General features: G+C 64.5%; 20 protein-coding genes. 10 read left to right on the top strand and 10 right to left on the bottom strand.

Going from position 1 to position 24,506, the window contains the following annotated elements:
* Positions 1-5 precede the first annotated feature (5 nt).
* The 9 genes from ACG97_RS04535 to ACG97_RS04495 all read right to left on the bottom strand — a co-directional run bounded on the left by ACG97_RS04535 (position 6) and on the right by ACG97_RS04495 (position 7,282).
* Positions 6-542, bottom strand: a complete 537-nt coding sequence (locus tag ACG97_RS04535) for a cytochrome b (RefSeq protein WP_047966148.1) — start codon at positions 540-542, stop codon at positions 6-8.
* Positions 543-1,004 carry a MarR family winged helix-turn-helix transcriptional regulator gene (locus ACG97_RS04530; protein ID WP_238377256.1) on the bottom strand — a complete coding sequence of 154 codons (462 nt, stop codon included), beginning with the start codon at positions 1,002-1,004 and terminating at the stop codon, positions 543-545. It abuts the gene before it with no gap.
* 152 nt (positions 1,005-1,156) lie between these two features.
* Positions 1,157-2,131 (bottom strand): GlxA family transcriptional regulator, encoded by a 975-nt coding sequence (locus ACG97_RS04525; RefSeq protein ID WP_047966146.1) that lies wholly within the window; start codon positions 2,129-2,131, stop codon positions 1,157-1,159.
* A 103-nt stretch (positions 2,132-2,234) separates the two neighbouring features.
* Positions 2,235-3,050 carry an ABC transporter ATP-binding protein gene (locus ACG97_RS04520; RefSeq protein WP_047966145.1) on the bottom strand — a complete coding sequence of 272 codons (816 nt, stop codon included), beginning with the start codon at positions 3,048-3,050 and terminating at the stop codon, positions 2,235-2,237.
* The gene (locus tag ACG97_RS04515; RefSeq protein ID WP_047966144.1) at positions 3,047-4,174 is read right to left on the bottom strand and encodes a succinylglutamate desuccinylase/aspartoacylase family protein; all 1,128 of its coding nucleotides are present in this window, start codon (positions 4,172-4,174) and stop codon (positions 3,047-3,049) included. The genes ACG97_RS04520 and ACG97_RS04515 overlap by 4 nt, the downstream gene beginning before the upstream one ends.
* A 9-nt stretch (positions 4,175-4,183) precedes the next feature.
* Positions 4,184-4,915, bottom strand: coding sequence for an ABC transporter permease (locus ACG97_RS04510; RefSeq protein ID WP_082133643.1), 732 nt, complete (start codon positions 4,913-4,915; stop codon positions 4,184-4,186).
* Positions 4,912-5,601 (bottom strand): ABC transporter permease, encoded by a 690-nt coding sequence (locus tag ACG97_RS04505; RefSeq protein ID WP_047966143.1) that lies wholly within the window; start codon positions 5,599-5,601, stop codon positions 4,912-4,914. The genes ACG97_RS04510 and ACG97_RS04505 overlap by 4 nt, the downstream gene beginning before the upstream one ends.
* A gap of 81 nt (positions 5,602-5,682) precedes the next feature.
* Entirely contained in the window at positions 5,683-6,447 is a 765-nt protein-coding gene (locus ACG97_RS04500; protein WP_047966142.1) for an ABC transporter substrate-binding protein, read from the bottom strand.
* Between the two features lie 70 nt (positions 6,448-6,517).
* Positions 6,518-7,282 (bottom strand): ABC transporter substrate-binding protein, encoded by a 765-nt coding sequence (locus tag ACG97_RS04495; RefSeq protein ID WP_047966141.1) that lies wholly within the window; start codon positions 7,280-7,282, stop codon positions 6,518-6,520.
* Positions 7,283-7,814: 532 nt separating this feature from the next.
* Between ACG97_RS04495 and ACG97_RS04490 the strand changes: the two genes are divergently transcribed.
* From ACG97_RS04490 to ACG97_RS04455, 8 genes are all read left to right on the top strand, one after another.
* Complete coding sequence (locus tag ACG97_RS04490; RefSeq protein WP_047966140.1) at positions 7,815-12,617, top strand: NAD-glutamate dehydrogenase; 4,803 nt, start codon at positions 7,815-7,817, stop codon at positions 12,615-12,617.
* Positions 12,618-13,030: 413 nt separating this feature from the next.
* A complete protein-coding gene (locus ACG97_RS04485; protein ID WP_047966139.1) occupies positions 13,031-14,146 on the top strand; it encodes an ABC transporter ATP-binding protein in 1,116 nt (371 codons plus the stop codon).
* Between the two features lie 73 nt (positions 14,147-14,219).
* On the top strand, positions 14,220-15,260 hold the full coding sequence (locus ACG97_RS04480) for an ABC transporter substrate-binding protein (protein ID WP_238377255.1): 1,041 nt from the start codon (positions 14,220-14,222) through the stop codon (positions 15,258-15,260).
* A 120-nt stretch (positions 15,261-15,380) separates the two neighbouring features.
* Complete coding sequence (locus ACG97_RS04475; protein WP_120811999.1) at positions 15,381-16,643, top strand: ABC transporter permease; 1,263 nt, start codon at positions 15,381-15,383, stop codon at positions 16,641-16,643.
* 3 nt (positions 16,644-16,646) lie between these two features.
* Positions 16,647-17,474: an ABC transporter permease gene (locus tag ACG97_RS04470; protein WP_047966136.1), complete on the top strand. Its 828-nt coding sequence runs from the start codon at positions 16,647-16,649 to the stop codon at positions 17,472-17,474.
* Positions 17,475-17,770: 296 nt separating this feature from the next.
* Complete coding sequence (locus ACG97_RS04465; RefSeq protein ID WP_047966135.1) at positions 17,771-18,859, top strand: ABC transporter substrate-binding protein; 1,089 nt, start codon at positions 17,771-17,773, stop codon at positions 18,857-18,859.
* A gap of 13 nt (positions 18,860-18,872) precedes the next feature.
* Positions 18,873-20,105 carry a diguanylate cyclase gene (locus ACG97_RS04460; RefSeq protein WP_047966134.1) on the top strand — a complete coding sequence of 411 codons (1,233 nt, stop codon included), beginning with the start codon at positions 18,873-18,875 and terminating at the stop codon, positions 20,103-20,105.
* 174 nt (positions 20,106-20,279) lie between these two features.
* The gene (locus ACG97_RS04455; protein ID WP_047966133.1) at positions 20,280-22,634 is read left to right on the top strand and encodes a heavy metal translocating P-type ATPase; all 2,355 of its coding nucleotides are present in this window, start codon (positions 20,280-20,282) and stop codon (positions 22,632-22,634) included.
* 81 nt (positions 22,635-22,715) lie between these two features.
* On the opposite strand, the gene ACG97_RS04450 is transcribed toward ACG97_RS04455, so the two are convergent.
* Positions 22,716-22,988 (bottom strand): DUF4936 family protein, encoded by a 273-nt coding sequence (locus tag ACG97_RS04450; RefSeq protein WP_047966132.1) that lies wholly within the window; start codon positions 22,986-22,988, stop codon positions 22,716-22,718.
* Positions 22,989-23,059: 71 nt separating this feature from the next.
* Between ACG97_RS04450 and ACG97_RS04445 the strand changes: the two genes are divergently transcribed.
* Both ACG97_RS04445 and ACG97_RS04440 read left to right on the top strand, forming a co-directional pair.
* Positions 23,060-23,953 (top strand): prephenate dehydrogenase/arogenate dehydrogenase family protein, encoded by an 894-nt coding sequence (locus ACG97_RS04445; RefSeq protein ID WP_047966131.1) that lies wholly within the window; start codon positions 23,060-23,062, stop codon positions 23,951-23,953.
* Positions 23,950-24,426: a YaiI/YqxD family protein gene (locus ACG97_RS04440; RefSeq protein WP_047966130.1), complete on the top strand. Its 477-nt coding sequence runs from the start codon at positions 23,950-23,952 to the stop codon at positions 24,424-24,426. The genes ACG97_RS04445 and ACG97_RS04440 overlap by 4 nt, the downstream gene beginning before the upstream one ends.
* Positions 24,427-24,506 lie beyond the last annotated feature (80 nt).

Below are 24,506 nucleotides of genomic sequence, written 5' to 3'. Positions count from 1 at the left end.
TCGGGTTAACGACGCAGGCTCATGCGCTGCAGCAGACCGTCGCGGTCAATAAAGTGGTGTTTCAGTGCCGCCAGCACGTGGAGGATCACGGTGATCAGCAGCAGCTGGTTGAGCAGCTCGTGCACCTCGCCCAGCTGTTCGCCCAGCGCAGGGTTGGCCGCAATCAGGTCCGGCAGCGGCAGCACGCCGAACAGCACCACCGGGATGCCGTAGGCCGAGCTCATCAGCCAGCCGGACAGCGGCACCGCCAGCATCAGCACGTACAGCGCCAGGTGGCCGGCGTGGGCGGCCAGTCTGGCCAGCGGCGACATGGTGGCCGGCAGCGGCGGCGCGCCCTTGAGCAGGCGCAGCACGATGCGCAGCACGACCAGCAGCAGCACCAGCATGCCGCCCCACTTGTGGTAGCTGATCAGCTGGAACTTGGCCGGCGACAGCGGCAGGCTGGCCACGTACTTGCCGAAGGCAAAGGTCAGCACGATCAGCAGGCCGATCACCGCGTGCAGCAGGATCTGGCTCGGGTGGTAACGTTGGTTCATCTTCATTCAGGGCTCCAGTTTTGCCGTAATGGCCAAACGCAGGCCGGCCAGCGTGGCCGTGATCTGCTTCAGTTCTTCGTCGCTCAGTGCCGCAAAGGCGCCATCGCAGTGGCCGGTGACATCCGGGAAGGTGGCGCGGAACACGCTGTCCCCCTCGCTGGTCAGCGCCACGAACAGGCTGCGCCGGTCGTTGGCATCGACACGGCGGCTGATCAGCCCCTTGTCCAGCAGCCGGTCCAGTACGCCGGTCAGCGTGCCCTTGGTGATCAGGGTCCGGCTGGAGAGTTCCTTGCAGCTCATGCCCGCGGTGTTGCCTAGCGTCGCAATCACATCGAATTGCGGCGGTGTCAGGCCGTGGCTGCGGATGCGGCTGCTGCTCAGCTGCTCGAACGCTTGGTAGGTGCGTACCAGCTCGCGTACCAGCGCCATCGAACGGGTCACACTGCGCTGTTGCATAGGAGTGTTCATCGCGGATTTGGTTCTCGTCAGGATAGTTTTAGTTAGTACAAAATAAAACACAGCATTTCTGAGTATCTATTCAGAAAAACTGAATGAGTGAAATGGGGCTGTTCGCGGGGCGTGATGGCCGCGCCGGGGCCGGCGCGGCAAGGCGGTGACGCTCAGCCCTGGGTGCGCTGCGCGCGCTCTTCGCGCGGCGTGATGTTGAAGTGGCTGCGGTAGGTGCTGGAGAAGTGCGGGCCGCTGGAGAAGCCGCAGGCGAGGCCGATCTGCACGATGGACTTGCTGGTCTGCTGCAAGAGCTGGCGCGCGCGGTTCAGGCGTAGCTCCAGATAGTATTTCGACGGCACGGTGCCGAGGTACTGCTTGAACAGCCGCTCCAGCTGGCGCCGTGACACGCCGACGTAGTAGGCGATGTCATCGGTGGTCAGCGGTTCCTCGATATTGGCTTCCATCAGGCTGACCGCCTCGGTCAGCTTTGGCTGGCTGCCGCCGATGCGGGTGGCCAGCGGAATGCGCTGCCGTTCGCTGCCGGGGCGCAGCCGTTCCATGCTGAACACTTCCGACAGCTGCGCGGCGAATTCCTGGCCAAGGTTGGCCGCAACCAGCGCCATCATGAAGTCGAAGGTGGCGGCGCCGCCGGTGCTGGTCAGGCGGTTGCCGTCGATCTCGTACAGGTTGGACGACACGATCACGTCGGGGAATTCGTCCGACAGGCGGCTGATTTCCTGCCAGTGGATGGTGGCGCGGTGGCCTGCCAGCAGCCCGGCGCGTGCCAGCCAGTAGCTGCCGCAGTTGATGCCGGCAAGCATGGTGTGTTCATTAAGCTGGGTGCCGATCACGCGCGCCAGCTCGTCGGCGGCGATGTCGACACCGACTTCATCGGCCAGCACCACCAGCACGTCCAGTTTCGGCGCGTGGGCCAGCGGCAGGTCCACCGCCAGGCGCAGGCCGTTGCTGAGCGTGACCGGCAGGCCGTCCAGCGACAGCGGCAGGAACTCGTAGCACTTTTTTTCCGCCAGCTGGTTGGCGCGGGTCAGCACCTCGGTGGCGATGGCAAAATCGGCCATCGACGCGTTGGGCAGCAGCAAGAAGCCGTAGCGGACGGGTTTGGTGCCGGAAGTTACGTTGACCATGTCTGCAATCTGGTGATGGGGCGAAGGACGATGCAAATAAGAAGGCGCCATGCCGACTTTATCGTCAGCATGGCGCGTGCTTGTCAAGCGGCGATTGTACGGCTTATTTCAGGCTGCCGGACAGGAATTGTGCCAGACGTTCGCTTTTCGGCTTGGTCAGTACTTCCTTCGGATGACCCTGTTCTTCGATGCGGCCCTGGTGCAGGAAAATGACATGGTTGGACACTTCACGGGCAAAGCCCATTTCGTGGGTCACCACCACCATGGTGCGGCCTTCGCGCGCCAGGTCCTGCATCACGCGCAGCACTTCGCCAACCAGTTCCGGGTCCAGCGCCGAGGTCGGCTCGTCGAACAGCATTACTTCCGGCTCCATCGCCAGCGCGCGGGCGATCGCCACGCGCTGCTGCTGGCCGCCGGACATGTGCGACGGGTACTTGTCCTCGACGTTCTTCAGGCCGACCTTGTCCAGGTACTTGCGGGCACGGGCGATGGCTTCATCCTTCGGCACGCCCAGCACGTGGATCGGCGCCTCGATGATGTTTTCCAGCACCGTCATGTGCGCCCACAGGTTGAAGTGCTGGAACACCATCGCCAGCTTGGTGCGCAGGCGCGCCAGCTGTTTCGGGTCTTCCGCCTTCAGCGCGCCGTTGCGCTTGTCGGTGATCAGCTTCAGCGTTTCGCCGGTGACGGCGATGGTGCCGCTGTGCGGCTGTTCCAGCATGTTGATGCAACGCAGGAAGGTACTCTTGCCGGAGCCGGAAGAGCCGATGATGCTGATCACGTCGCCGGCGTGGGCGGTCAGCGAGACGCCCTTGAGCACCTCGTGGCTGCCGTAGCTCTTGTGCAGGTCGATGACGTTCAGTTTGGTGTTGCCATCAGCGGCGGCGCCGACGGCGAGATCATGTTCTAGCGGTTTCATGCTGATAGCAACTTTCCGGTTTTAAAGGATTCAGGGGTGGCCACTTTGGCCAGCCACTGGCCGGTAATGGCGTAGTGGCGGCTTTCGGTGGCGTAGAGCATGCCGGGACGGCTGGCGCGCAAGGTGGTGACGCGGTCGTTGACCGGGTCGATGATGTCGGCGATGGCATCGCCGGCGGCCACGATGGTGCCGGATTGCAAGTGGTAGTGCACCACGCCGGGATGCGGCGCCAGCAGGCTGTCGGAACCGGCCAGCGGCGTCGCCGGGTAGCGCAGTTCCGGCAGGGCCGGGGCGGTGCCGGCAATCACGCAGCGGTGCTGCAGGAAGGCGATGATGGCGTCGGCATCCTGTGCCGCCAGCGCATGGCTGACATCGGCCTGGCCGCGCAGCTCGATGGTGACGGCGAGGCAGGCCATGTCGATGGCGGCGTCAAGGTTGGCCGCAGCCGCCATGTCGCGCACTTGCCACCACAGCTGGCTGCAGGCTTCGTCGAACGGGTTGTCGCCGGATTCCTCGGCCAGCAGCGTGGCGGCGGCACCGAGATAGCGTGCCAGCGGTTCGCACTGCGGCCACAGCGGCGTGCCGGTGTACAGGTGCATCGCCGCGGCGCAGTCGCAGTGCAGGTCCAGCACCACGTCGGCGTCACAGGCAAGCAGCATCAGCGTCTTGCGCTGCGCGGCCAGCTCGCTCGCCGGCTCGATGGCGGCGACCTTGCTGCGCAGCCGCTCGCGGATCAGGCGGGTGTTGGCCTTCGCGTCCTGGCCCAGTTCCGCTTTCAGCTCGTGAAAGATGTCGGCGGCAAAGGCCGGGTAGTGGCGGTTGAAGTTCTGGCCGCTGGCCAGCTCGAAGCGGCCCAGCATCACGCTGTTCAGGTTCTGGTCGAGGCCGATCGGGTTGGCGACCGGCACCAGCACCACCTCGCCCTGGATACGGCCCTCGGCCTCCAGTGCGGCCAACCTTTGCTTCAGCTGCCAGGCGGTGAGCATGCCTGGCAGTTCGTCAGCATGCAGGCTGGCCTGGATGTAGACCTTCTCGCCCTGTCCGGCGCGGCCAAAGTGAAAACTGCTGATCTGGCGCGCAGTGTTCAGGCTGATGGGCGGCAGCGGATGATCGATTCTGTGCATGACGACTCCTTAGTGCTTGCGCGGCGCCAGGTAGGCCAGCCAGCGCTGTTCGGCCTTCTTGAACAGCCAGACCAGGGCAAAGGTCATCACCAGATAGATGCCGGCCACGGTCAGGAACGGCTCGAACGGCATGTAGGTATCACTGAACACGCGGCGGGCGACACCGGTCAGGTCGGCCAGCGTGACCAGGCCGGCGATCGAGGTCGACTGCATCATCATCACCACTTCGTTGCTGTAGGCCGGCAGTGCGCGGCGCAGCGCGGACGGGATCACGATGCGGCGCATCATCAGCCACTTGCCCATGCCCATCGCCTTGGCCGCCTCGATTTCACCGTAGTGGGTGTTGCGGATCTGGCCGGCGAGGATCTCGGTGGTGTAGGCGGCGGTGTTCAGCGTGAACGCCAGGATGGCGCAGACGTAGGCTTCGCGCAGGTATTCCCACGCCCAGCTGTCACGCACCCAGTCGAACTGCGACAGGCCATAGTAGATGATGAACAGCTGTACCAGCAGCGGGGTGCCGCGGAACACGTAGGTGTACAGCCACACCGGGCGCGCGACCCACTTGTTGCGCGATACCAGCATCAGCGCCATCGGCACCGCCAGCAGCAGGCCGAAAACCAGTGACAGGCCGAGCAGTTCCAGCGTCAGTTGCAGGCCGTCGGAGGTGGACATGATCGGCGCGCCGTCGGTGCCACCGAGGAAGGCCGGAAAGCGTTCGATAATCAGGTTCAGGTCGATCACAGTTCAGTCTCCCGTACGCCGGTGGAGTAGCGCTTTTCCAGACGCTTGAGGGCAAGATCGGACACGCTGGTGATGGCCAGGAAAATACAGCCGACCACGGCGTAGACGGTAAACGGTTCCTGGGTGATGGATTTGGCGGTATCGGCGCGGTACATCACGTCGTTGAGGCCGATCACCGACACCAGGGCGGTGGATTTCACCAGCACCAGCCAGTTGTTGGAGAAGCTCGGCAGCGCGAAGCGCACCATCTGCGGGAAGGTGATGCGCAGGAACACGCGCAGCGGGCTCATGCCGTAGGCGAGGCCGGCTTCCATCTGGCCTTTCGGTACCGCCATGATGGCGCCGCGGAAGGTCTCGGTCATGTAGGCGCCGAAGATGAAGCCGATGGTCATCACGCCGGCGAAGAAGGAGTTGATCTCCGGTGCTTCCCAGCCCAGTTGCGCGAACAGCTCGTTGATCAGCATCTGCACGCCGAAGAACAGCAGCAGCATCCACACCAGGTCGGGTACGCCGCGTACCACGGTGGAATAGACTTCTGCCAGCCACGCGAGTGGCTTGGATGGCGACATCTTGAACATCGCCCCGATCAGGCCCAGTACCACGGACACCAGCAATGCCGACACTGCAACCTGCAGGGTCAGAATGGTGCCTTCCATGATGCTGGGCAGGTAGCCCTGTAGAAACATGGTATTACTCCGGTTTTTGCGTCTGGACGCTGCGGCCAACCCTGGGCTGGCCGCACCTTGCACGGTATTGCCTGCTGGCGCTTACTTGCCGTAGATGTCGAAGCTGAAGTACTTCTTCTGGATCTTGTCGTAGCTGCCATCGGCACGGATCTGCTTCAGCGCGGCGTTGATGCGTGTCAGCAGCGCCTTGTCGCCCTTGCGCACGGCAATGCCGGAGCCGACGCCGAAGTATTTCGCTTCGTTGTAGTCGGGGCCGACCAGGGCAAAGCCCTTGCCGTTCGGGGTCTTGACGAAGTCCACGTCACCGACGGCGGCATCGACGAAGGCGGCGTCGACACGGCCGGCCTTCAGGTCCATGAACGATTCCGGTGCCTTGCCGTAGCTCACCAGCTGTGCACCCTGCTTGGCAAAGGTGTCACGCGCGTATTTTTCCTGGATCGAGGAACGCAGCACGCCGATCTTCTTGCCCTTGAACCAGGCCGCGTTGACCTGGGTGCCCTGCTTGGCCACCAGGCGGCTGGCCATGTTGTAGTACTTGTCGGAGAAGTCGACCGCCTTCTTGCGCTCTTCGGTGATGTTCATCGACGCGATCACGGCGTCGAATTTCTTCGCCTGCAGTGCCGGAATGATGCCGTCGAAATCCTGGGGCACGATCTCGCATTTCGCCTTCATCACCGCGCACAGCGCCTGGGCGATGTCGGGATCAAAACCGGTCATCTTGCCGTCGGCACCCTGTTTCGAAAACGGCGGGTAGCTGGCATCGGTGGCAAAACGCAGGGTTTCTGCGGACACGGTTGCGGACAGGGCAAGGGCAAGCGTGCCTAGCGCGAGCAAAGGCTTCTTCATGGATTCTCCGACAGGATATTTTTATAGGTGTGAAAACCCCGCCTTCGGCTGAGGGCGGGGTAGGGGTGGCTTAGTTGCCGTACACGTTAAAGCTGAAGTACTTGTCCTGTACTTTCTTGTAGCTGCCGTCCTTGCGGATCTGGGCGATGGCCTGGTTCAGGCGCTCGGTCAGCTGCTTGTTGCCTTTTTTCACGGCAATGCCGGCACCGTAGCCAAAGTACTTGCTTTCGCTGTATTCCGGGCCGACGAAGGCAAAGCCCTTGCCTTGTCCGGTTTTCAGGAAGTCGGCATCGCCGACCACGGAGTCGACGAACATGCCGTCAATGCGGCCGGATTTCAGGTCGAGGAAACCTTCCGGTGCCTTGCCGTAGGAAACGATGGTGGCGCCGCTCTTGCCCCAGAAGTCCTTGGCGAACTTTTCCTGGGTGGACGCGCGCAGCGCACCGATTTTCTTGCCCTTGAACGCGGCCTGGTCAACCTTGGTGCCGGCCTTGGCGATCATGCGGCTGGGGGTGTTGTAGTACTTGTTGGTGAAGTCGACTGCCTTCTTGCGTTCGTCGGTGATCGACATCGACGACAGGATGGCATCGAACTTGTTGGCGTTCAGCGCCGGGATCAGGCCGTCCCAGTCTTGCGGCACGATTTCGCAGCTGGCTTTCATCGCGGCGCACAGCGCGTAGGCGATGTCCACGTCGAAGCCCTGCAGCTTGCCGTCGGCACCCTGCTTGGCGAACGGCGGGTAGTTGCCGTCGATGCCGAAGCGGACGGTGTCGGCCTGGGCGGTGAAAGCAGAAGCGGTCATGGCCAGTGCGGCCAGAACAAATGCTTTTTTCATGTGTCTCTATCTCTCTGAAAGATGAAGGATTCCCCGGGCAGGAGAATCGTGTCCAGGTGGCTGCGTGTTACCGCTCATCCTGGACATTCGAGCCGGTCGCGGCCCTTCCCTTTGGTGCTGGATAACGTTTTGTTGTTTTACCGCCCCCTCTGTCGGGAGGCAGGCAAATGTTGGCACGCAACGCGGCGACGTACAATCCACCACCTGTCATACCGGGGGCCGAAGCGGCAAGGGGGCGCATTCTACCGGTTTTTTGTTTGTTTTGGAAATATGAGTAATATCAAGGACTTGATTGGGTTTTTTTGCGAAAATGACGGCGGGTGCCTCAGGGCCATTGTGTAATTTGCCGTCGCATTGCTGTAATGAAAAATGTGCAACTGGCACCCTGTCCGACAATCACCCGACGCTTCTATGCTGCAGTGCAGCCAATGAATCTGTACAGGGATGTCGCAATATGGAAATGCCTTGTCTGTGGTGGCTCTTACAATGCGTCCACACAACACCTGTGTCCTCATAACAAACGAGAAGCAACATGTCGCTTACGAATAAGACCGAATTTGTTGGCCTGATCGCCGATATCCAAGCTGTGGCAGAGCAAAAACTGGCCGATACGGAAAGTGCCCGCCTCAGTAGTTTTATTCCCCTCTACTTTGAAGAGACCGAATCGGAAGATCTGAAGATCTTCTCCGCCCTGGACTTGTTCGGTGCGGCCAATGCACATCTGGAATTCGCGCTCAAGCGTGCGCCGGGCCAGATGAAGTCTCGTATCTACAATCCCGATTTCGAGCGGGACGGCTGGCAGAGCACCCACAGCGTGATCGAGATCGTCAACGACGACATGCCGTTCCTGATCGACTCCATCGCCATGCTGCTGACCCGCCACAACCTGAACCTGCACCTGCTGGTGCATCCGGTGCTGTCGGTTGGCCGCGACGCGAACGGCGTGATCGATGCGCTGAAGCGCACCGAAGACCGCTCGCTGCCGCTGGAATCCTTCATCCATGTGCAAGTTGACCGCATCAGCGATCCGGACGCACTGCATGCGCTGCAGCAGGACCTGGAGCAGGTGCTGACCTATCTGCGTTGCGTGGTCAACGACGAGCCGCAAATGCGCGAAGTGCTGGCGCAGCTGCGTGCCGACCTCGACAACGTGAAGGGCGAACGTGCCGCCGAAGCGGCCGAAGCCGTCGCCTTCCTCGACTGGATGGGCGCCAACCACTTCATCTTCATGGGCTATTGCGACTACGACCTGGTCAAGCGCGATGGTCAGGACAGCCTGCGCATCGTCAAGGATTCCGGTCTCGGCTTCCTGAAGGATCAGGGCGGCAAGGAATACTCGGAGAGCTTCGAGGCACTGCCGCCGGCGCTGCGCGAACTGGCGCACCAGCCGCAGCTGATCATCCTCAACAAGTCGCAATCGCGCTCCGTGCTGCACCGTCCGGCCTACATGGACTTTGTCGGCATCAAGCGTTTCAACAGCAAGGGCGAAGTGATCGGCGAGCGCCGCTTCCTCGGCCTGTACACCGCCAGCGCCTACCAGGCGGCACCGAAGGACATCCCGCTGCTGCGCCAGAAGGTGGCATCGGTCGTCAATGCCTGCGACTACGTCGACAACAGCTACAAGGCCAAGACCTTGGCCTTCGTGCTGGAAAGCTACCCGCGCGACGAGCTGTTCGAGATTCCGGTGGAAACGCTGCAGCCGATCGTGGAAGGCATTGTCAGCCTGCAGGAGCGCCCGCGCGTGCGCCTGTTCACCCGTGCCGATCGCTACCACCGCTATGTCAGCAGCCTGGTGTATGTGCCGCGTGACAGCTTCAACACCGAGATCCGCCTCAAGATCGAAAAAGTGCTGATGAGTGCCTTCAACGGCGCCGCGGCCGAGTTCAGCGTGCAGATCAGCGACAGCCCGCTGGCGCGCGTGCACTACATCATCCGCGTGCAGGGCGGCCAGCTGCCACAGTTCCACGAGCACGAGCTGGAAAAAGACATCGCCCGCGTGGTACGCGGCTGGGAAGAAGAACTGCACCAGCAGCTGCTGGAAGCGCACGGCGAAGAGAAGGGCAACCTGCTGTTCAACCGCTACCGCGGCGCCTTCCCGGTGGCCTACCGTGAAGAGTTCGCGGCCCGCAACGCGGTGCTGGACATCCAGCTGATCGAGGATGCCGCCGTACAGCACGGTCTGGCCATGAAACTGTATCGTGCCTTCCACCGCGGCCAGGGTTACAACCTGAAGTTGTTCCATGCCGGCCAGCCGCTGGGCCTGTCCGCCAGCCTGCCGATCCTGGAAAACATGGGCGTGCAGGTGCGTGACGAGCATCCGTATCTGGTGGAGCGCAACGGCGAGACCGTCTGGATCAGCGACTTCGGCCTGGAGCTGGGCGCACACGCCGAGGCAATGCAGGACGAGGCTGTCCAGAAGAACTTCCAGACGCTGCTGGCCCGCGTGTTTGCCCGCGACGTGGAAAACGACGGCTTCAACCGTCTGGCACTGGTGGCCGGCCTCGACTGGCACGAGATCACGCTGGTGCGTGCACTGGCGAAATACCTGCGTCAGGGCGGCCTCACCTTCAGCCAGGCCTACATCGAAAACTGCGTCGCGCACTACCCGCAGATCACCCGCCGTCTGGTGAAACTGTTCGCCGCACGCCTGCACCCGAGCGCGTTTGACGACGCCGCTGCGGCCAACCTGCAGGCCGAGCTGAAAGACCTGCTCAACGACGTCGCCAACCTCGACGAAGACCGCATCCTCAACGGCTTCCTGCAGGTGATCCTGGCCACGCGTCGTACCAACTTCTGGCAGAAGGATGCCCAGGGCGCGTTCAAGTCCTACATCTCCTTCAAGCTGGAATCCAACGCCATTCCGTTCCTGCCGCAGCCGCGCCCGATGTTCGAGATCTGGGTGTACAGCCCGCGTGTCGAAGGCGTGCATCTGCGCGGTTCGAAAGTCGCCCGTGGCGGCCTGCGCTGGTCCGACCGCATGGAAGACTTCCGCACCGAGGTGCTGGGTCTGGTCAAGGCGCAGATGGTGAAGAACTCGGTGATCGTGCCGATGGGCTCCAAGGGCGGTTTCGTCGGCAAGCAACTGCCGGCGCCATCCGACCGCGAAGCGTTCATGGCCGAAGGCATCGCCTGCTACAAGACCTTCATCTCGGCACTGCTGGACGTTACCGACAACCTGGTGACCGGCCAGATCATTCCGCCGCAAGATGTGCGCCGTCTGGACCCGGATGATCCGTACCTGGTGGTGGCCGCCGACAAGGGCACCGCGACCTTCTCCGACATCGCCAACGGCATCTCCGAAGCCTACAACTTCTGGCTCGGCGACGCGTTCGCCTCCGGCGGCTCCGCCGGCTACGACCACAAGGGCATGGGCATTACCGCCCGCGGCGCGTGGGAATCGGTGAAACGCCACTTCCGCCATCTGGGCATCAACACCCAGGAGCAGGATTTCAGCGTGATCGGCATCGGCGACATGGCCGGTGACGTGTTCGGCAACGGCATGCTGCTGTCCGAGCACATCTGCCTGAAGGCAGCGTTCAACCACCTGCACATCTTCCTGGATCCGACGCCGAATGCGGCGGCGAGCTTCGCCGAGCGTGCGCGCCTGTTCAACCTGCCGCGTTCCAGCTGGAGCGACTACAACCGCGAGCTGATCTCGCAGGGCGGCGGTATCTTCGAACGCTCCGCCAAGTCGATCCCGCTGTCGCCGGAAGTGAAGGCCTGGCTTGAAACCGACAAGGACAGCATGGCGCCGAACGAGCTGATCCACGAGCTGCTGAAGGCCAAGGCCGACCTGCTGTACAACGGCGGTATCGGTACCTACGTCAAGGCCTCGACGCAGAGCCACGCCGACGCCCGTGACCGCGCTTGCGATCCGGTACGTGTCGACGGTCGCGATCTGCAAGTGCGCGTGGTGGCCGAAGGCGGCAACCTGACCTGCACCCAGCTGGGCCGTGTCGAATTCGCGCTGTCCGGTGGCCGCATCTGCACCGACGCCATCGACAACTCCGCCGGTGTCGACTGCTCCGACCACGAAGTCAACATCAAGATCCTGATGGGCGCGGTGATGCAGGCCGGCGACATGACGCTGAAACAGCGTAATGACCTGCTGGCCGAGATGACCGAAGAAGTCGGCCATCTGGTACTGCGCAACAACTACCTGCAGACCCAGGTACTGGCGATCAACCGCAGCCACGCCGCGTCGATGCTCAGCGCCCACTCGCGCATGATCAACCACATGGAGAAGACCGGCGAACTCAATCGCGAGATCGAGTACCTGCCGTCGGAAACGCAGATCAACGAGCGTCGCCTGGCGCGCCAGGGCCTGACGCCGCCGGAAGTGGCGGTACTGCTGGCCTACGGCAAGATCTCGCTGGATCAGGCGATCCTGGCCACCGACGTGCCGGACGATGCCGACTTCCTGCCGGTGCTGGTCAACTACTTCCCGCAGCCGCTGCAACAGCGCTTCGGTGAGCAGATGCAGCGTCACCACCTGAAGCGCGAGATCATCGCCAACCAGCTGGCCAACCAGATCATCAACCGCATGGGCGTGACCTTCGTGTTCCGCCTGCAGGAAGAGTCGGCGTTCTCCGCTGCCGACATCACCCGCGCGTTCTGGATCGCCAGCCGCGTGTTTGATGCCGAGAGCCTATGGACGCAGATCGAGGCGCTGGACAACAAGGTATCGGCCGATCTGCAGGTCGACATGATGGTGATGGTGCGTACCCTGGTGGAACGCGTGGTGCGCTGGGTACTGCGCAACCGCCGTCCGTCCGGTTCGGTCAACGCGGTCATCGCCCAGTACGGTGCCAAGGTGCAGGCGCTGCTGCAGCAACTGCCGCAGCTGATCAGTGCCGAGGTTTATCCGCAGGTTGCCCGTCTGGAGAGCCGCTTCAACCAGCCGAACGTCCCGGCCGAGCTGGCCAGCGTGCTGGCGCGCCTGGAGTTCGCGGTACCGCTGATGGACATCATCGAGATCGGCGAAGGCAGCGAACTGGCGCTGGACGCGATTGCGGCCAACTACCTGCAACTGGGCCGCGACCTGCAGCTGGACTGGCTGCGTGCCGCGATCACCCAGCTGCCGCGTGACAACCGCTGGCAATCGCTGGCACGCTCCGCGCTGCGCGATGACCTGTATCGCCAGCACCGCGAGCTGACGCGTCAGGCACTGCACGAGGCCAGCGAGACCGCCTTCGTCAATGCCTGGCTGGCACAGCGTGCCGCCGACGTCGAGGCCTGCCAGCAGATGTTCGTCGAGCTGCAGTCGTTCGACGTGCTGGACCTGGCGATGCTGTCTGCCGGGATGCGCGAGCTGAACAACCACCTGCTCGATTAAGTTTCCGTTTTACTACTCCCTTTGAAGCCGACCGCAAGGTCGGCTTTTTTTTGTTGTCGCTTTACGACAAACAGTTGTTTGAATGCGTGGTGCAAGGGCGGGCTGGTTGCGGTGCACCATATTCTATTTTTTCGGCGTATCGGCAGATTTGTTGCCATAACAGCCGGATCTTGCGCACCAACAAGGTGCTGTTCATTCCCATGTCTTAGAAAGGTAGATACGGTCCGGAAGTGGGGCAAATAATTTTTGCTTGTTTTATTAAACGGTGTGGTTAAATTATTAGACGCTGGTTGAGCGCAGATTGACCGCCCCGGTATGCAGAACAAAAGCGCTTTACAGTCCAAGCGATGCTGGTTAATCTGAATAAACTGAAACACAGTTCCGCATTGCGGAATTATAATGGAGAATACTGGATGGGCATCTCAACACCGGCCAGTGACACGCTGGTCAGCTTCCGTGGCGTGCAGAAGAGCTACGATGGTGAGTCACTGATCGTCAAGCATCTCGACCTCGACATCCGTCGCGGGGAATTCCTTACCATGCTCGGCCCCTCCGGCTCCGGCAAGACCACCTGTCTGATGATGCTGGCCGGCTTTGAAACGCCGACCCACGGCGAGATCCGTCTTGACGGCCAGCTGCTCAACAACGTGCCGCCGCACAAGCGCAATATCGGCATGGTGTTCCAGAACTACGCGCTGTTCCCGCACATGACGGTGGCGGAAAACCTCGCCTACCCGCTGACCATCCGCAAGATGAACAAGAGCGAGATCGCCGAACGCGTGAAAAAGGCGCTGGGCATGGTCAAGCTCGACGCGCTGGCGCACCGCTATCCGGGCCAGATGTCCGGCGGCCAGCAGCAGCGCGTGGCACTGGCGCGGGCGCTGGTGTTCGAACCGCAGCTGGTGCTGATGGACGAACCGCTGGGCGCGCTGGACAAGCAGCTGCGCGAACACATGCAGCTGGAAATCAAGCACATCCACGAAAACCTCGGCATCACCGTGGTGTACGTGACCCACGACCAGGGCGAGGCGCTGACCATGTCCGACCGCGTGGCGGTGTTCAAGGACGGCGTGATCCAGCAGATCGATGCGGCCAACGTGCTGTACGAGGCACCGGTCAACTCCTTCGTTGCCAACTTCATTGGCGAGAACAACACCCTGCACGGCGAAGTGGTCGATGTTGCCGGTCAGCACTGCGCGGTGCGTCTGGCCAGCGGTGAAGTGGTCAAGGCCTCGGCGATCTGCGTTGGCCGCAACGGCGAACCGACCTCGATGTCGATCCGTCCGGAACGCGTGCGCCTGAACCAGCTGGCCGAAGCCTGCGAAAACCGCCTCAAGGCCAAGCTGGCGGAGTTCATCTACTTCGGCGACCACGTGCGCCTGCGCCTCGATGTCGCCGGCCAGAGCGGTTTCATGGTCAAGGTGCCGGTCGGCGAGCTGGACAGCAGCTGGAAAACCGGCGACATGCTCGATGTCGGCTGGATGGCGCGCGATATCCGCGCCCTTGATTCCGCCATCATCAGCCACTAAAAAACAAGCCTGCCTACAGGCGTAAAAACCCCCACGTAATGCAAATGAGCAATACCCCCAGAGGAGAATGACGATGACCAAGAAATATCTGCCACGCGTTGCTGTGTTGTCGGTTGCCATGGCGCTGGCCGCCCCGGCAATGGCCAAGGACCTGACCGTGATTTCGTTTGGTGGTGCCAACAAGGACGCACAGGTTGCGGCCTACTACCAGACTTTTGAAAAGGCCACCGGCCACAAGATCACCGCCGGTGACTACAACGGCGAAATGGCCAAGATCAAGGCCATGGTCGATACCAAGAAAGTCAGCTGGGATCTGGTAGAAGTCGAATCGCCGGAACTGCTGCGTGGCTGTGAAGAAGGCATGTTCGAGAAGATCAACTGGGCGAAAGTGGGCAACAAGGCCGACTTCGTGAAACCGGCAGTTACCGAGTGCGGTGTCGGCATGTTCGTGTGGTCCACCGCGATGGCCTACAACGCCGACAAGCTGAAAGTGGCGCCGAAGAGCTGGGCCGATTTCTGGGACGTGAAGAAATTCCCGGGCAAGCGCGGCCTGCGCAAGGGCGCCAAGTACACCCTGGAATTCGCGATCCAGGCTGACGGCGTGAAGCCGGCCGACGTGTACAAGGTGCTGTCGACCAAGGCCGGCGTCGACCGTGCCTTCAAGAAACTGGACCAGCTGAAGCCGAACATCCAGTGGTGGGAAGCCGGCGCGCAGCCGCCACAGTTCCTGGCCTCCGGTGACGTGGTGATGAGCTCGGCCTACAACGGCCGTATCGATACCGCCCAGAAGGAAGGCAAGAACCTGAAAGTGGTATGGGCCGGCAGCGTGTACGACGTCGACTCGTGGGCGATTCCTAAGGGCTCGCCAAAGCTGAAGGAAGCGATGGAGTTCATCGCCCACGCCAGCAAGCCGGAATACCAGGCCATCTACTCCAGCAAGATCGCCTACGGCCCGACCAACACCAAGGCAGTGCAGAAGGTGGATCCGAAGTCCGCCACCAACCTGCCGACCTGGCCGGCCAACCTGCGCAGCGCGCTGCCACTGGACGTGAACTTCTGGGTTGAGAACGGCGAAGAGCTGGAAGAGCGTTTCAACGCTTGGGCTGCACGCTAATCGCTGTCCTGGCAGCCTGACCCCGTTGCGGCCAACCTTGGCCGCAACGGGGGACGGCTGCCGTTGTCTGCTGCCATGCGGCCCGGTCCTGACCGGGCTGCACTCATCAAGTGTTTGCCCATGTCCGAGACTATGACCATGAATGCGCCACTGACTGCCGCCGACGGCGAATCCCTGAAAGTCAAGCTGGCCCGCGAACGTCGCAACAAGCAGCTGAAGGCTATCGCGCTGGTTGCGCCACTGGCGCTGTTCCTGTTGCTGACCTTCCTGGTGCCGATTGCCATGCTGCTCAAGCGCAGTGTGGATAACCCGGAAGTCATTACCTATTTGCCGCAGACCTCGGCGGAAATCGCCAGCTGGGATCGCCGCGGCCTGCCATCGGAAGCGGTATTTGCCGCGATGGCACGCGACCTGACCGTCGCCAAAGAACAAAAAACCGTTTCCGAAATCTCCAAGCGCCTGAACATGGACATCAGCGGCTTCCGCTCGCTGATCCAGCGCAGCGCGCGCAAGATGCCGCTGGAAGTGGCCGCCGGCGAGTCGGTGCGCGACCAGTTCATCGCGATGGACGAACGCTGGGGCGATCCCGACCACTGGCACGTGATTGCCAAGAACGCCAAGTCGTGGACGCCGTACTACCTGTACAGCTCGCTGGACCTGCGTGAAACCAAGGCCGGCACCCCGGAACTGGCGCCGGAAGAAGAGCGCGCCTTCCTCAGCATCTTCGGCCGCACGCTGTGGATGAGCATGTGGATCACGCTGATCAGCGTGTTGCTGGGCTACCCGATTGCCTACTGGCTGGCCAACCTGCCGGCACGCAAGAGCAACCTGCTGATGATCCTGGTGCTGCTGCCGTTCTGGACCTCGGTGCTGGTACGGGTGGCGTCGTGGATCGTGCTGCTGCAACAGGAGGGGCTGATCAACTCGGCGCTGATGGGGCTGGGCATCATCGGCGAGCCGCTGCAGCTGGCGTTCAACCGCACCGGCGTCTACATCGCCATGGTGCACATCCTGCTGCCGTTCGTGATCCTGCCGGCCTACAGCGTGATGAAGAGCATTCCGCCGACCTATATGCGCGCCGCCATTTCGCTCGGTGACCATCCGTTCGCCGCGTTCTGGAAGATCTACTTCCCGCAGACGGTGGCCGGTGTTGCGGCCGGTGCCTTGCTGGTGTTCATCATGTGCATGGGCTACTACATCACCCCGGCACTGCTGGGCGGCCCGCAAGAGCAGATGGTCAGCTACTACGTCGCGTTCTACACCAACGTCACCATCAACTGGGGCATGGCCGCGGCACTGGGTTCGCTGCTGCTGGTTGCCACCATGACGCTGTACGCGGTGTACAGCAAGCTGGTGGGTGCTAACAAACTGAGTCTGGGGTAAATCATGCTGCCAAACTACGCTTCCCCGATCGAGCGCATCTGGTTCTGGACGTTCCGCATCCTGTGCGTGTCGGTCCTGATCTTCCTGGTGTCGCCGCTGCTGGTGATCATTCCGCTCTCGTTTTCGGACAACACCTTCCTGCTGTACCCGATCGAGAACTTCTCGCTGCGCTGGTATCAGGAGTTCTTCGGCAACGAGGTGTGGCTGAACTCGCTGAAGAACAGCTTCATCGTGGCGCCGGCGGCGACGCTGCTGGCGATGGTGCTCGGCTCGCTGGCCGCGGTCGGGCTGAGTTCCAGCAACTTCCCCGGCAAGGCGCTGCTGATGAGCATCCTGATCTCGCCGATGGTGGTGCCGGTGGTGATTGTCGGTGTCGGTTCCTACCTGTTCTTCGCGCCGCTGGGGCTGACCAACAGCTACCTCGGCCTGATCCTGGTGCACACCGCGCTGGGCGTGCCGTTCGTGGTGATTACCGTGTCGGCGACGCTGAGCAATTTCAACGTCAACCTGATCAAGGCCAGCGCCAACCTCGGCGCCAACCCGCTGACCACCTACCGCCGCATCGTGTTCCCGCTGATCGCGCCGGGCGTGATCTCCGGTGGCCTGTTCGCCTTCGCCACCTCGTTCGACGAAGTGGTGGTCACCCTGTTCCTGGCCGGTCCGGAGCAGTCGACGCTGCCACGGCAGATGTTCGGCGGCATCAAGGAAAACATCAGCCCGGCTATCGCCGCCGCGGCCACGGTGCTGATCCTGTTCTCCATCGCGCTGCTGCTGACGCTGGAGTGGCTGCGCGGCCGTGCCGAGAAGATGCGTACCGCAGTCGAACACTGATCCTGGGGTTTTGTTGCTGCCACGCCCGTACCTGCCGGTACGGGCGTTTTGCTTGTGGCCGGCGCCGCGCGGCTGTCGCGGTGTATGACGAAGCCGCCGGCGTTGCGGCCAACCTTGGCGCCGGTGCTGGCCGTACGGTGGGCTAGCCAGCGGCCATGCCGGCGGCAACCCTGTCGGCAGCGGGGTTGGCGCTGGCCGGTGTGCACGCCATAATCGGCGGTTCGCCGGCGTTGCCGTCCCCGTGCTGTCGCGGGGCGGTAATGCAATCGCCATCGTTTCGCCACAGGTCTGCCCCCATGCGCCGAATGCTTGCCCTGCTACTGTGTTGCCTCAGCCTGCCCGCGATGGCGCTGTCGGTGACCTTCATCAATCCCGGCAAGCACGACGAGGTGTACTGGCTGACCGCGACGCGGGCGATGGAGGCGGCAGCAAGCGATCTCGGCATCCGGCTGCAGGTGCTGTACGCCGAGCGCGAACACCCGCGCGCGCTGGCGCTGGCACGGCAGATCATCGCGCAGCCGGCGGCGCAGCGGCCGGATTACGTGGTGTTCAGCAACGACTACGGCACCGCACCGGAGCTGCTGCGCCTGTTCGAGGCGGCCGGCATCCACAGCTTCATGGCGTTCAGCGGCCGTGACGACCAGCCGGGCCAGCCGGCAATCGGCCTGCCGCGCATGCACTTCCGCCACTGGCTCGGCTCGCTGGAGCCGCGCGCCGAGGACGCCGGCTACCTCACCGCGCGGGCGCTGATCGAGCGCGGCCGCCGCGCCGGCCTGCCGCGTATCAATGGCAAGCTGCCGCTGCTGGCCATCGGCGGCGACCGTTCCACGCCCAGCTCGCTGCTGCGCAGCGAAGGCATGCGCCGTGCGGTGACCGAGGCCGGCGATGTGGTGCTGCTGCAGGAGGTCCACGCCGGCTGGAACCAGCAGCGCGCGCAGGAGCAGGGCGACTGGCTGTTCCGGCGCTATCCGCAGGCGCGGCTGCTGTGGGCCGGCAACGACCTGATGGCGTTCGGCGCGATGGATGCCTGGCGCCAGCGCGGCGGCCAGCCGGGCAAGGACGCCTTCTTCAGCGGCATCAATACCTCGGCGCAGGCGCTGGCGGCGCTGCGCGACGACAGCCTCAGCGTGCTGGCCGGCGGCCACTTCATTGCCGGTGCCTGGTCGCTGGTGATGCTCTACGATTACCATCATGGACGCGACTTTGGCGACGAGGGGCTGGAGCTGGTGCGGCCGATGTTCACCCTGTTCAACGACCGCAGCGCGGCGCAGTTCATGCAGCGCTACGGCAAGCTGGATTTCAGTCGCGTCGATTTCCGCCGTTACAGCAAGCAGCACAACCCCGGGCTGCGTCGCTACAACTTCGATTTCCGCCAGCTGCTGTAATGCACGAGGAGTCATGGTGACCGCTGCCTACCGTCCGCTCGCCCATGTGCTGATCCGCCGCATCGTGCTGCTGGCGACCGCCTGTGCGCTGCTGCTCAGCGCGGTGCAGGGCGTGCTGACCTACCGTCAGGTGCAGCAGCGCTTCGAGGCCACGCTGCAGGACATCGTCAGCAGCAACCTGCCGATGCTGTCGGTGGGCATCTGGGACATCGAGGCCGAGGCGGTGCGCCGTCAGGTGGAAACCATCGTCGCCAAGCCGGAGATCGGCTATGTGCGGCTGAATGTCGCCACCGGCCAGGTGTTCGAGGCCGGCGACGCCGCGCTGCTGCGGCAGCAGCCGGGCCGCCGCTTCGAGATTCCGCCGCCGCGCGGCAGCGGCGAGGCGCTGGGCACGCTGCTGATCGTGGTGCAGCCGGCGCTGCTGTACCAGGCGCTGACGCAGGCGCTGCTCGCCATCTTCCTCGGCTATTTGCTGCTGACGCTGCTGATCTGCAGCCTGGTCGCCTACGTGCTGCGCCGCGAGGTGGAGCGCCCGCTGCGCGGCATGGCCGAGTTTGCCGGCCGGCTGGCGCCGTCGTCGCTGACCGTGCCGCTGCAGCTGTCGCGGCCGGCGCGGCCGCACCACGACGAGATCGACCTGGTGGCGCGCGGTTTTGCCACGCTGCAGGCGGCGATCAGCCGCCACATCGATACCCTCGACCAGCAGGTGGAGGAACGCACCCGGCAGCTGGATGCCGCGCTCAGCGACATCCGCGAGCTGTCGATCCGCGACGGGCTGACCGGCTGCTACAACCGTGCGCTGCTCAGCGAGCGGCTGCCGTCGGAGCTGGAGCGCGCGCAGCGCTACCAGCGGCCGCTGGCGGTGGTGTTCTGCGATGCCGACCACTTCAAGCCGGTCAACGACCGTTTCGGTCACCTCGCCGGCGACGAGGTGCTGCGCGCCATCGCGCTGCGCATCGGCAGCCAGCTACGGCAGGACATCGACTGGGTGGTGCGCTTCGGCGGTGAGGAGTTCGTCATCGTGCTGCCGGAAACCGATCTTGCCGCGGCGCTGGTGACGGCGGAACGGCTGCGCGCGGCGATCAGCACCTCGGTGATCCTCGCCGACGGCCGCACGGTGCAGATCACCGCCAGCCTGGGGGTGGCCGCGTTCCAGAGCGGGGAGGACGTGGAGAGCCTGCTCAACCGCGCCGATACCCAGCTGTACCTGGCGAAGCAGGGCGGCCGCAACCGGGTGATGGGCTAGCCGCCGTCACCGTCTAGCCCCGCCTCTGTCGTTGCCATTGCGGCCAACCTTGTCTCAAGGTTGGCCGCAATGTTTGGTGGGTCGCGGCACGCAAGCGGGGTGCCGGCGGCAACTTGCCATATACCCTAGTGGGGTATATGATGGCTTAGCGTTGACCATTCCCGGAGCCGTGCCATGTCTGCTACCCGCATCACCCTGCCTGTCGAAGGCATGACCTGCGCCGCCTGCGCGCTGCGCATCGAAAAAGTGCTGTCACGGCAACCGGGGGTCAGCGCCAGCGTCAGTTTTGCCAGCGAAAGTGCACAGATCAGCTACGACCCGCAGCAGCGCAATGTCGAGCAGCTGGTGGCGGCGATCGAGCAGGCCGGTTTCAGCGTGCCGCCGCAAATACTGCAGCTGGAGATCGAGGGCATGACCTGTGCCGCCTGCGCCACGCGCATCGAAAAGGTACTCAACCGCCAGCCGGGGGTGAGCGCGACGGTCAATTTCGCCAGCGAAACGGCGCGACTGCAGCTGGCAGCGGGGGCGCCCGACAGCGCGCAGCTGCTGGCGGTGGTGAGCCAGGCCGGCTACGGCGCCCGCGTTGCCGAGGAGCAGGGCGGCGACAGCCGCGAGCAGCGCGCCGCCGCACGCTACCGCCACGAGTTGCGCTGGTTCTGGCTGGCGGCGGCATTGACGCTGCCCTTCCTGCTGGAAATGGTGCCGATGCTGCTGGGCAGCCATCACGGCTATCTGCCGCGCTACTGGCAGCTGCTGCTGGCCACTCCGGTGCAATGGCTGGCCGGCTGGCGTTTCTACCGCGGCGCCTGGCACGCGCTGCGCGGCGGCGGTGCCAATATGGACGTGCTGGTGGCGCTGGGCACCGGCATGGCGTGGGCGTGGTCGGCGTGGGTGACGCTGGCCGGCTGGTCGCAGCAGCACGTCTATTTCGAGGCCAGCGCAGCGGTGATCACGCTGGTGTTGCTGGGCAAGCTGCTGGAGGCGCACGCCAAGGGCCGCACCGCCGGTGCCATCCGCAGCCTGCTGGCGCTGACCCCGAAAACCGCCCGCGTCGAGCAGGGCGGCGTGGTGCTGGAGAAACCGCTGTCGGCACTGCAGGCCGGTGACGTGGTGCTGGTGCAGCACGGCGAACGGGTGGCGGTGGACGGCACCGTGATCGACGGCGCGGCGGTGCTGGACGAGAGCCTGCTCACCGGCGAAAGCCTGCCGGTGGAGCGCCGCGCGGGCGACAGCGTCTACGCCGGCACCCACAACCAGGGCGGCATGCTCAAGGTGAGTGCCACCGCGGTCGGCAACCGCACCCAGCTTGCCGCCATCGTGCGCCGCGTCGCCGAGGCGCAGGGCAGCAAGGCGCCGATCCAGCAGCTGGCCGACCGTATCTCGGGGGTGTTCGTGCCGGTGGTGGTCGCCATCGCCACGCTGACTTTTGCCGCCACCGGGCTGCTCACCGGCGACTGGCAACAGGCGCTGATCCACGCGGTGGCGGTGCTGGTGATCGCCTGCCCTTGCGCGCTGGGGCTGGCGACGCCGACCGCGGTGATGGTCGGCATGGGCAACGGCGCACGTCGCGGCGTGCTGTTCCGCAATGCCGCGGCGCTGGAGCACGCGGCGGCGATCCGGCTGCTGGTGGTGGACAAGACCGGCACCCTCACCGAAGGCAAGCCGCAGGTCAGCGACCTGCTGCCGCTGGCGGAGCTGGACGAGGACGGCCTGCTGGTGCTGGCCGCCGCCGCCGAGGCCGGCTCCGAGCATCCGCTGGGGCGCGCGGTGGTGGCCGCCGCCAGCGCCCGCGGCCTGTCCCTGCCGGCGGTGAGCGCCTTCCAGGCGCACGTCGGGCAGGGCGTCAGCGTCACGCTGGCCGGCAGCACGCTGCGGGTCGGGGTGCCGGACTGGGCGCTGGGCAGTGTGCCGGCGGCGGCGCAGCCGTGGTACGCGCAGGGCAAGACGGTGCTGGCGGTCAGCCGCGATGGCGTGGCGCTGGGGCTGATCGCGCTGGCCGACCAGCTGCGCGCCAGCTCGGCGCAGGCGGTGGGTGCGCTGCAGGCGCAGGGCATCCGCGTGGTGATGCTGACCGGCGACAAGCTGGCCAGCGCCGAACACATCGCCGCGCAGGCCGGCATCGCCGAGGTGCACGCCGCGTTGCGGCCGGAGGACAAGGCGGCGCTGGTCAAGGCGTGGCAGGCGCAGGGGCAGGTGGTGGCGATGGTCGGCGACGGCATCAACGACGCGCCGGCGCTGGCCGCGGCCAACGTCAGCTTTGCCATGGGCGCCGGTTCCGATGTCGCCATCGACACCGCCGACGTGACGCTGATGGCCGGCGACCTGCTGCACCTGGTCGACGCCATCCGCCTGTCGCGCGCCACGCTGCGCAAGATCCGCCAGAACCTGTTCTTCGCCTTCATCTACAACGTGCTCGGCATCCCGCTGGCGGCACTGGGCCTGCTCAATCCGGTGATAGCCGGCGCGGCGATGGCGCTGAGCTCGGTGTCGGTGGTCAGCAACTCGCTGCTGCTGCGCCGCTGGCGCTAGCTGCGGCTGGCGTTGCGGCCAACCTTGTGCCGGCTGGCCCGGCACCGCTCGCTGCCTGCAATCCGGCCGCTTTTTCCTGCCTCAGGCCAGCGGCACGAACCACTCCTCGTGCCGCGCCAGCGCGGCCAGCAGCGGCCGCGTCGCCAGTGCGCCTTGCAGCGCCTGCTGCAGCGCGGCGGTGTCGGCCACCGTCTCGTACACCTCCATCCAGGTCTGCGCATCGTCGCGGCGTTGCAATAATCTGCCCTTGATGCCGATTGTTTTCTCTATTTCTGCCAGTAGCGTCTCTGCCTGTTGCCGGATTAGCAGAATGTTGTCCTGCACGCGGTAGTAGATGTAAAGCGCGGCGGCCATGTTTACTCCTTTTGCACTGCAAAAATAAGGTTATGATAGCCGCTTCGATAGCGACAGAACGGGACGGTAGCATGCAGGCGGGTGAGGGCAAGTTGACCCTGGTGGTGATCGGCGTCGGCCTGATTGGCGGCTCGTTTGCGCTGGCACTGAAGCGTGCCGGCAAGGTTGGCCGCGTGATCGGGGTCGGCCGCTCGGCGGCCAACCTGGAGCGCGCCATCGAACTGGGCGTCATCGACGAGGCCAGCCACAGCGCCGCCGACGCGGTGCGCCACGCCGACATCGTGCTGGTGGCGACGCCGGTGGGGCAGATGGCGCGCGTGTTCGCCGACATCGCGCCGCAGCTGCCGGCGCACTGCGTGGTCACCGACGGCGGCAGCACCAAGAGCGACGTGGTGGCGCTGATGCACACGCAGCTGCCGCAGCAGCTGGCGCAGTGTGTGCCGGCGCACCCGATTGCCGGCTCCGACCTGTCCGGCGCCGTCGCCGCGCAGTACGGCCTCTACGACAACCGCCGCATCGTGGTGACGCCGCTGCCGGAAACGGCTCCTGCCGCCGCCGCTCTGGTGCGCGAGCTGTGGCAGGCCTGCGGCGCGCGGGTCTACGAGATGAGCGCCGCCGAGCACGACGCGGTGTTCGCCACCGTCAGCCACCTGCCGCACCTGCTGGCCTTCGCCTATGTCGACATGATCGTCGCCAAGGCCGACGGCGAGCGCTGTTTCGATTTTGCCGCCACCGGTTTTCGCGATTTCACCCGCATCGCCGGCAGCCATCCGGAGATGTGGCGCGACATCGCGCTGGCCAACCGCGACGCGCTGCTGGCGGAGCTGGACGGCTACCGCGCGGCGCTGGACAGCCTGCGCGATGAGCTGGCCAGCGGCGATGCCGCGGCGCTGACCGCGCGTTTCGAGCGCGCGCGCGAGGCGCGTCATGGCTGGCACCAGAAGTTCCTGCGGGGCAATTCATGAGCGCGCCGCACGCCACCACCATCTGGGTCGACGCCGACGCCTGTCCGGCGGTGATCAAGGACATCCTGTTCCGCGCCGCCGACCGCACCGCTACCCGCACCGTACTGGTCGCCAACCAGCTGCTGCGCGTGCCGCCGTCGCCACACATCCGCGCACAGCAGGTGCCGGCCGGCTTCGACGTCGCCGACAATCACATCGCGCAGCAGGCGCAGCCGGGCGACATCGTGGTCACCGCCGACATTCCGCTGGCGGCGCAGGTGGTGGCCAAGGGCGCGCTGGCGCTCAATCCGCGCGGCGAGCTGTACAGCGACGCCACCATCCGCGAGGCGCTGGCGCTGCGCAATTTCATGACCGAGCTGCGCGACAGCGGGGTGCAGACCGGCGGTCCGGCGGCATTCAGCCAGCGCGACCGCCAGGCATTCGCCGCGCAGCTGGACAAGCTGCTGCAAAGCTTGGCCGCACGCCGCCGCTGATCCATCGCCGCGGTCATGGCGGACCTGGCACTGCTCACATCGCCTCGCCGCGTAGCTGGCCAGGGCCTGCCGTCGCAGAC

This window comes from Vogesella sp. EB, assembly GCF_001037925.1.
In the GTDB taxonomy this organism is placed as follows: domain Bacteria; phylum Pseudomonadota; class Gammaproteobacteria; order Burkholderiales; family Chromobacteriaceae; genus Vogesella; species Vogesella indigofera.
This window is presented reverse-complemented; position numbering and strand designations above follow the sequence as displayed.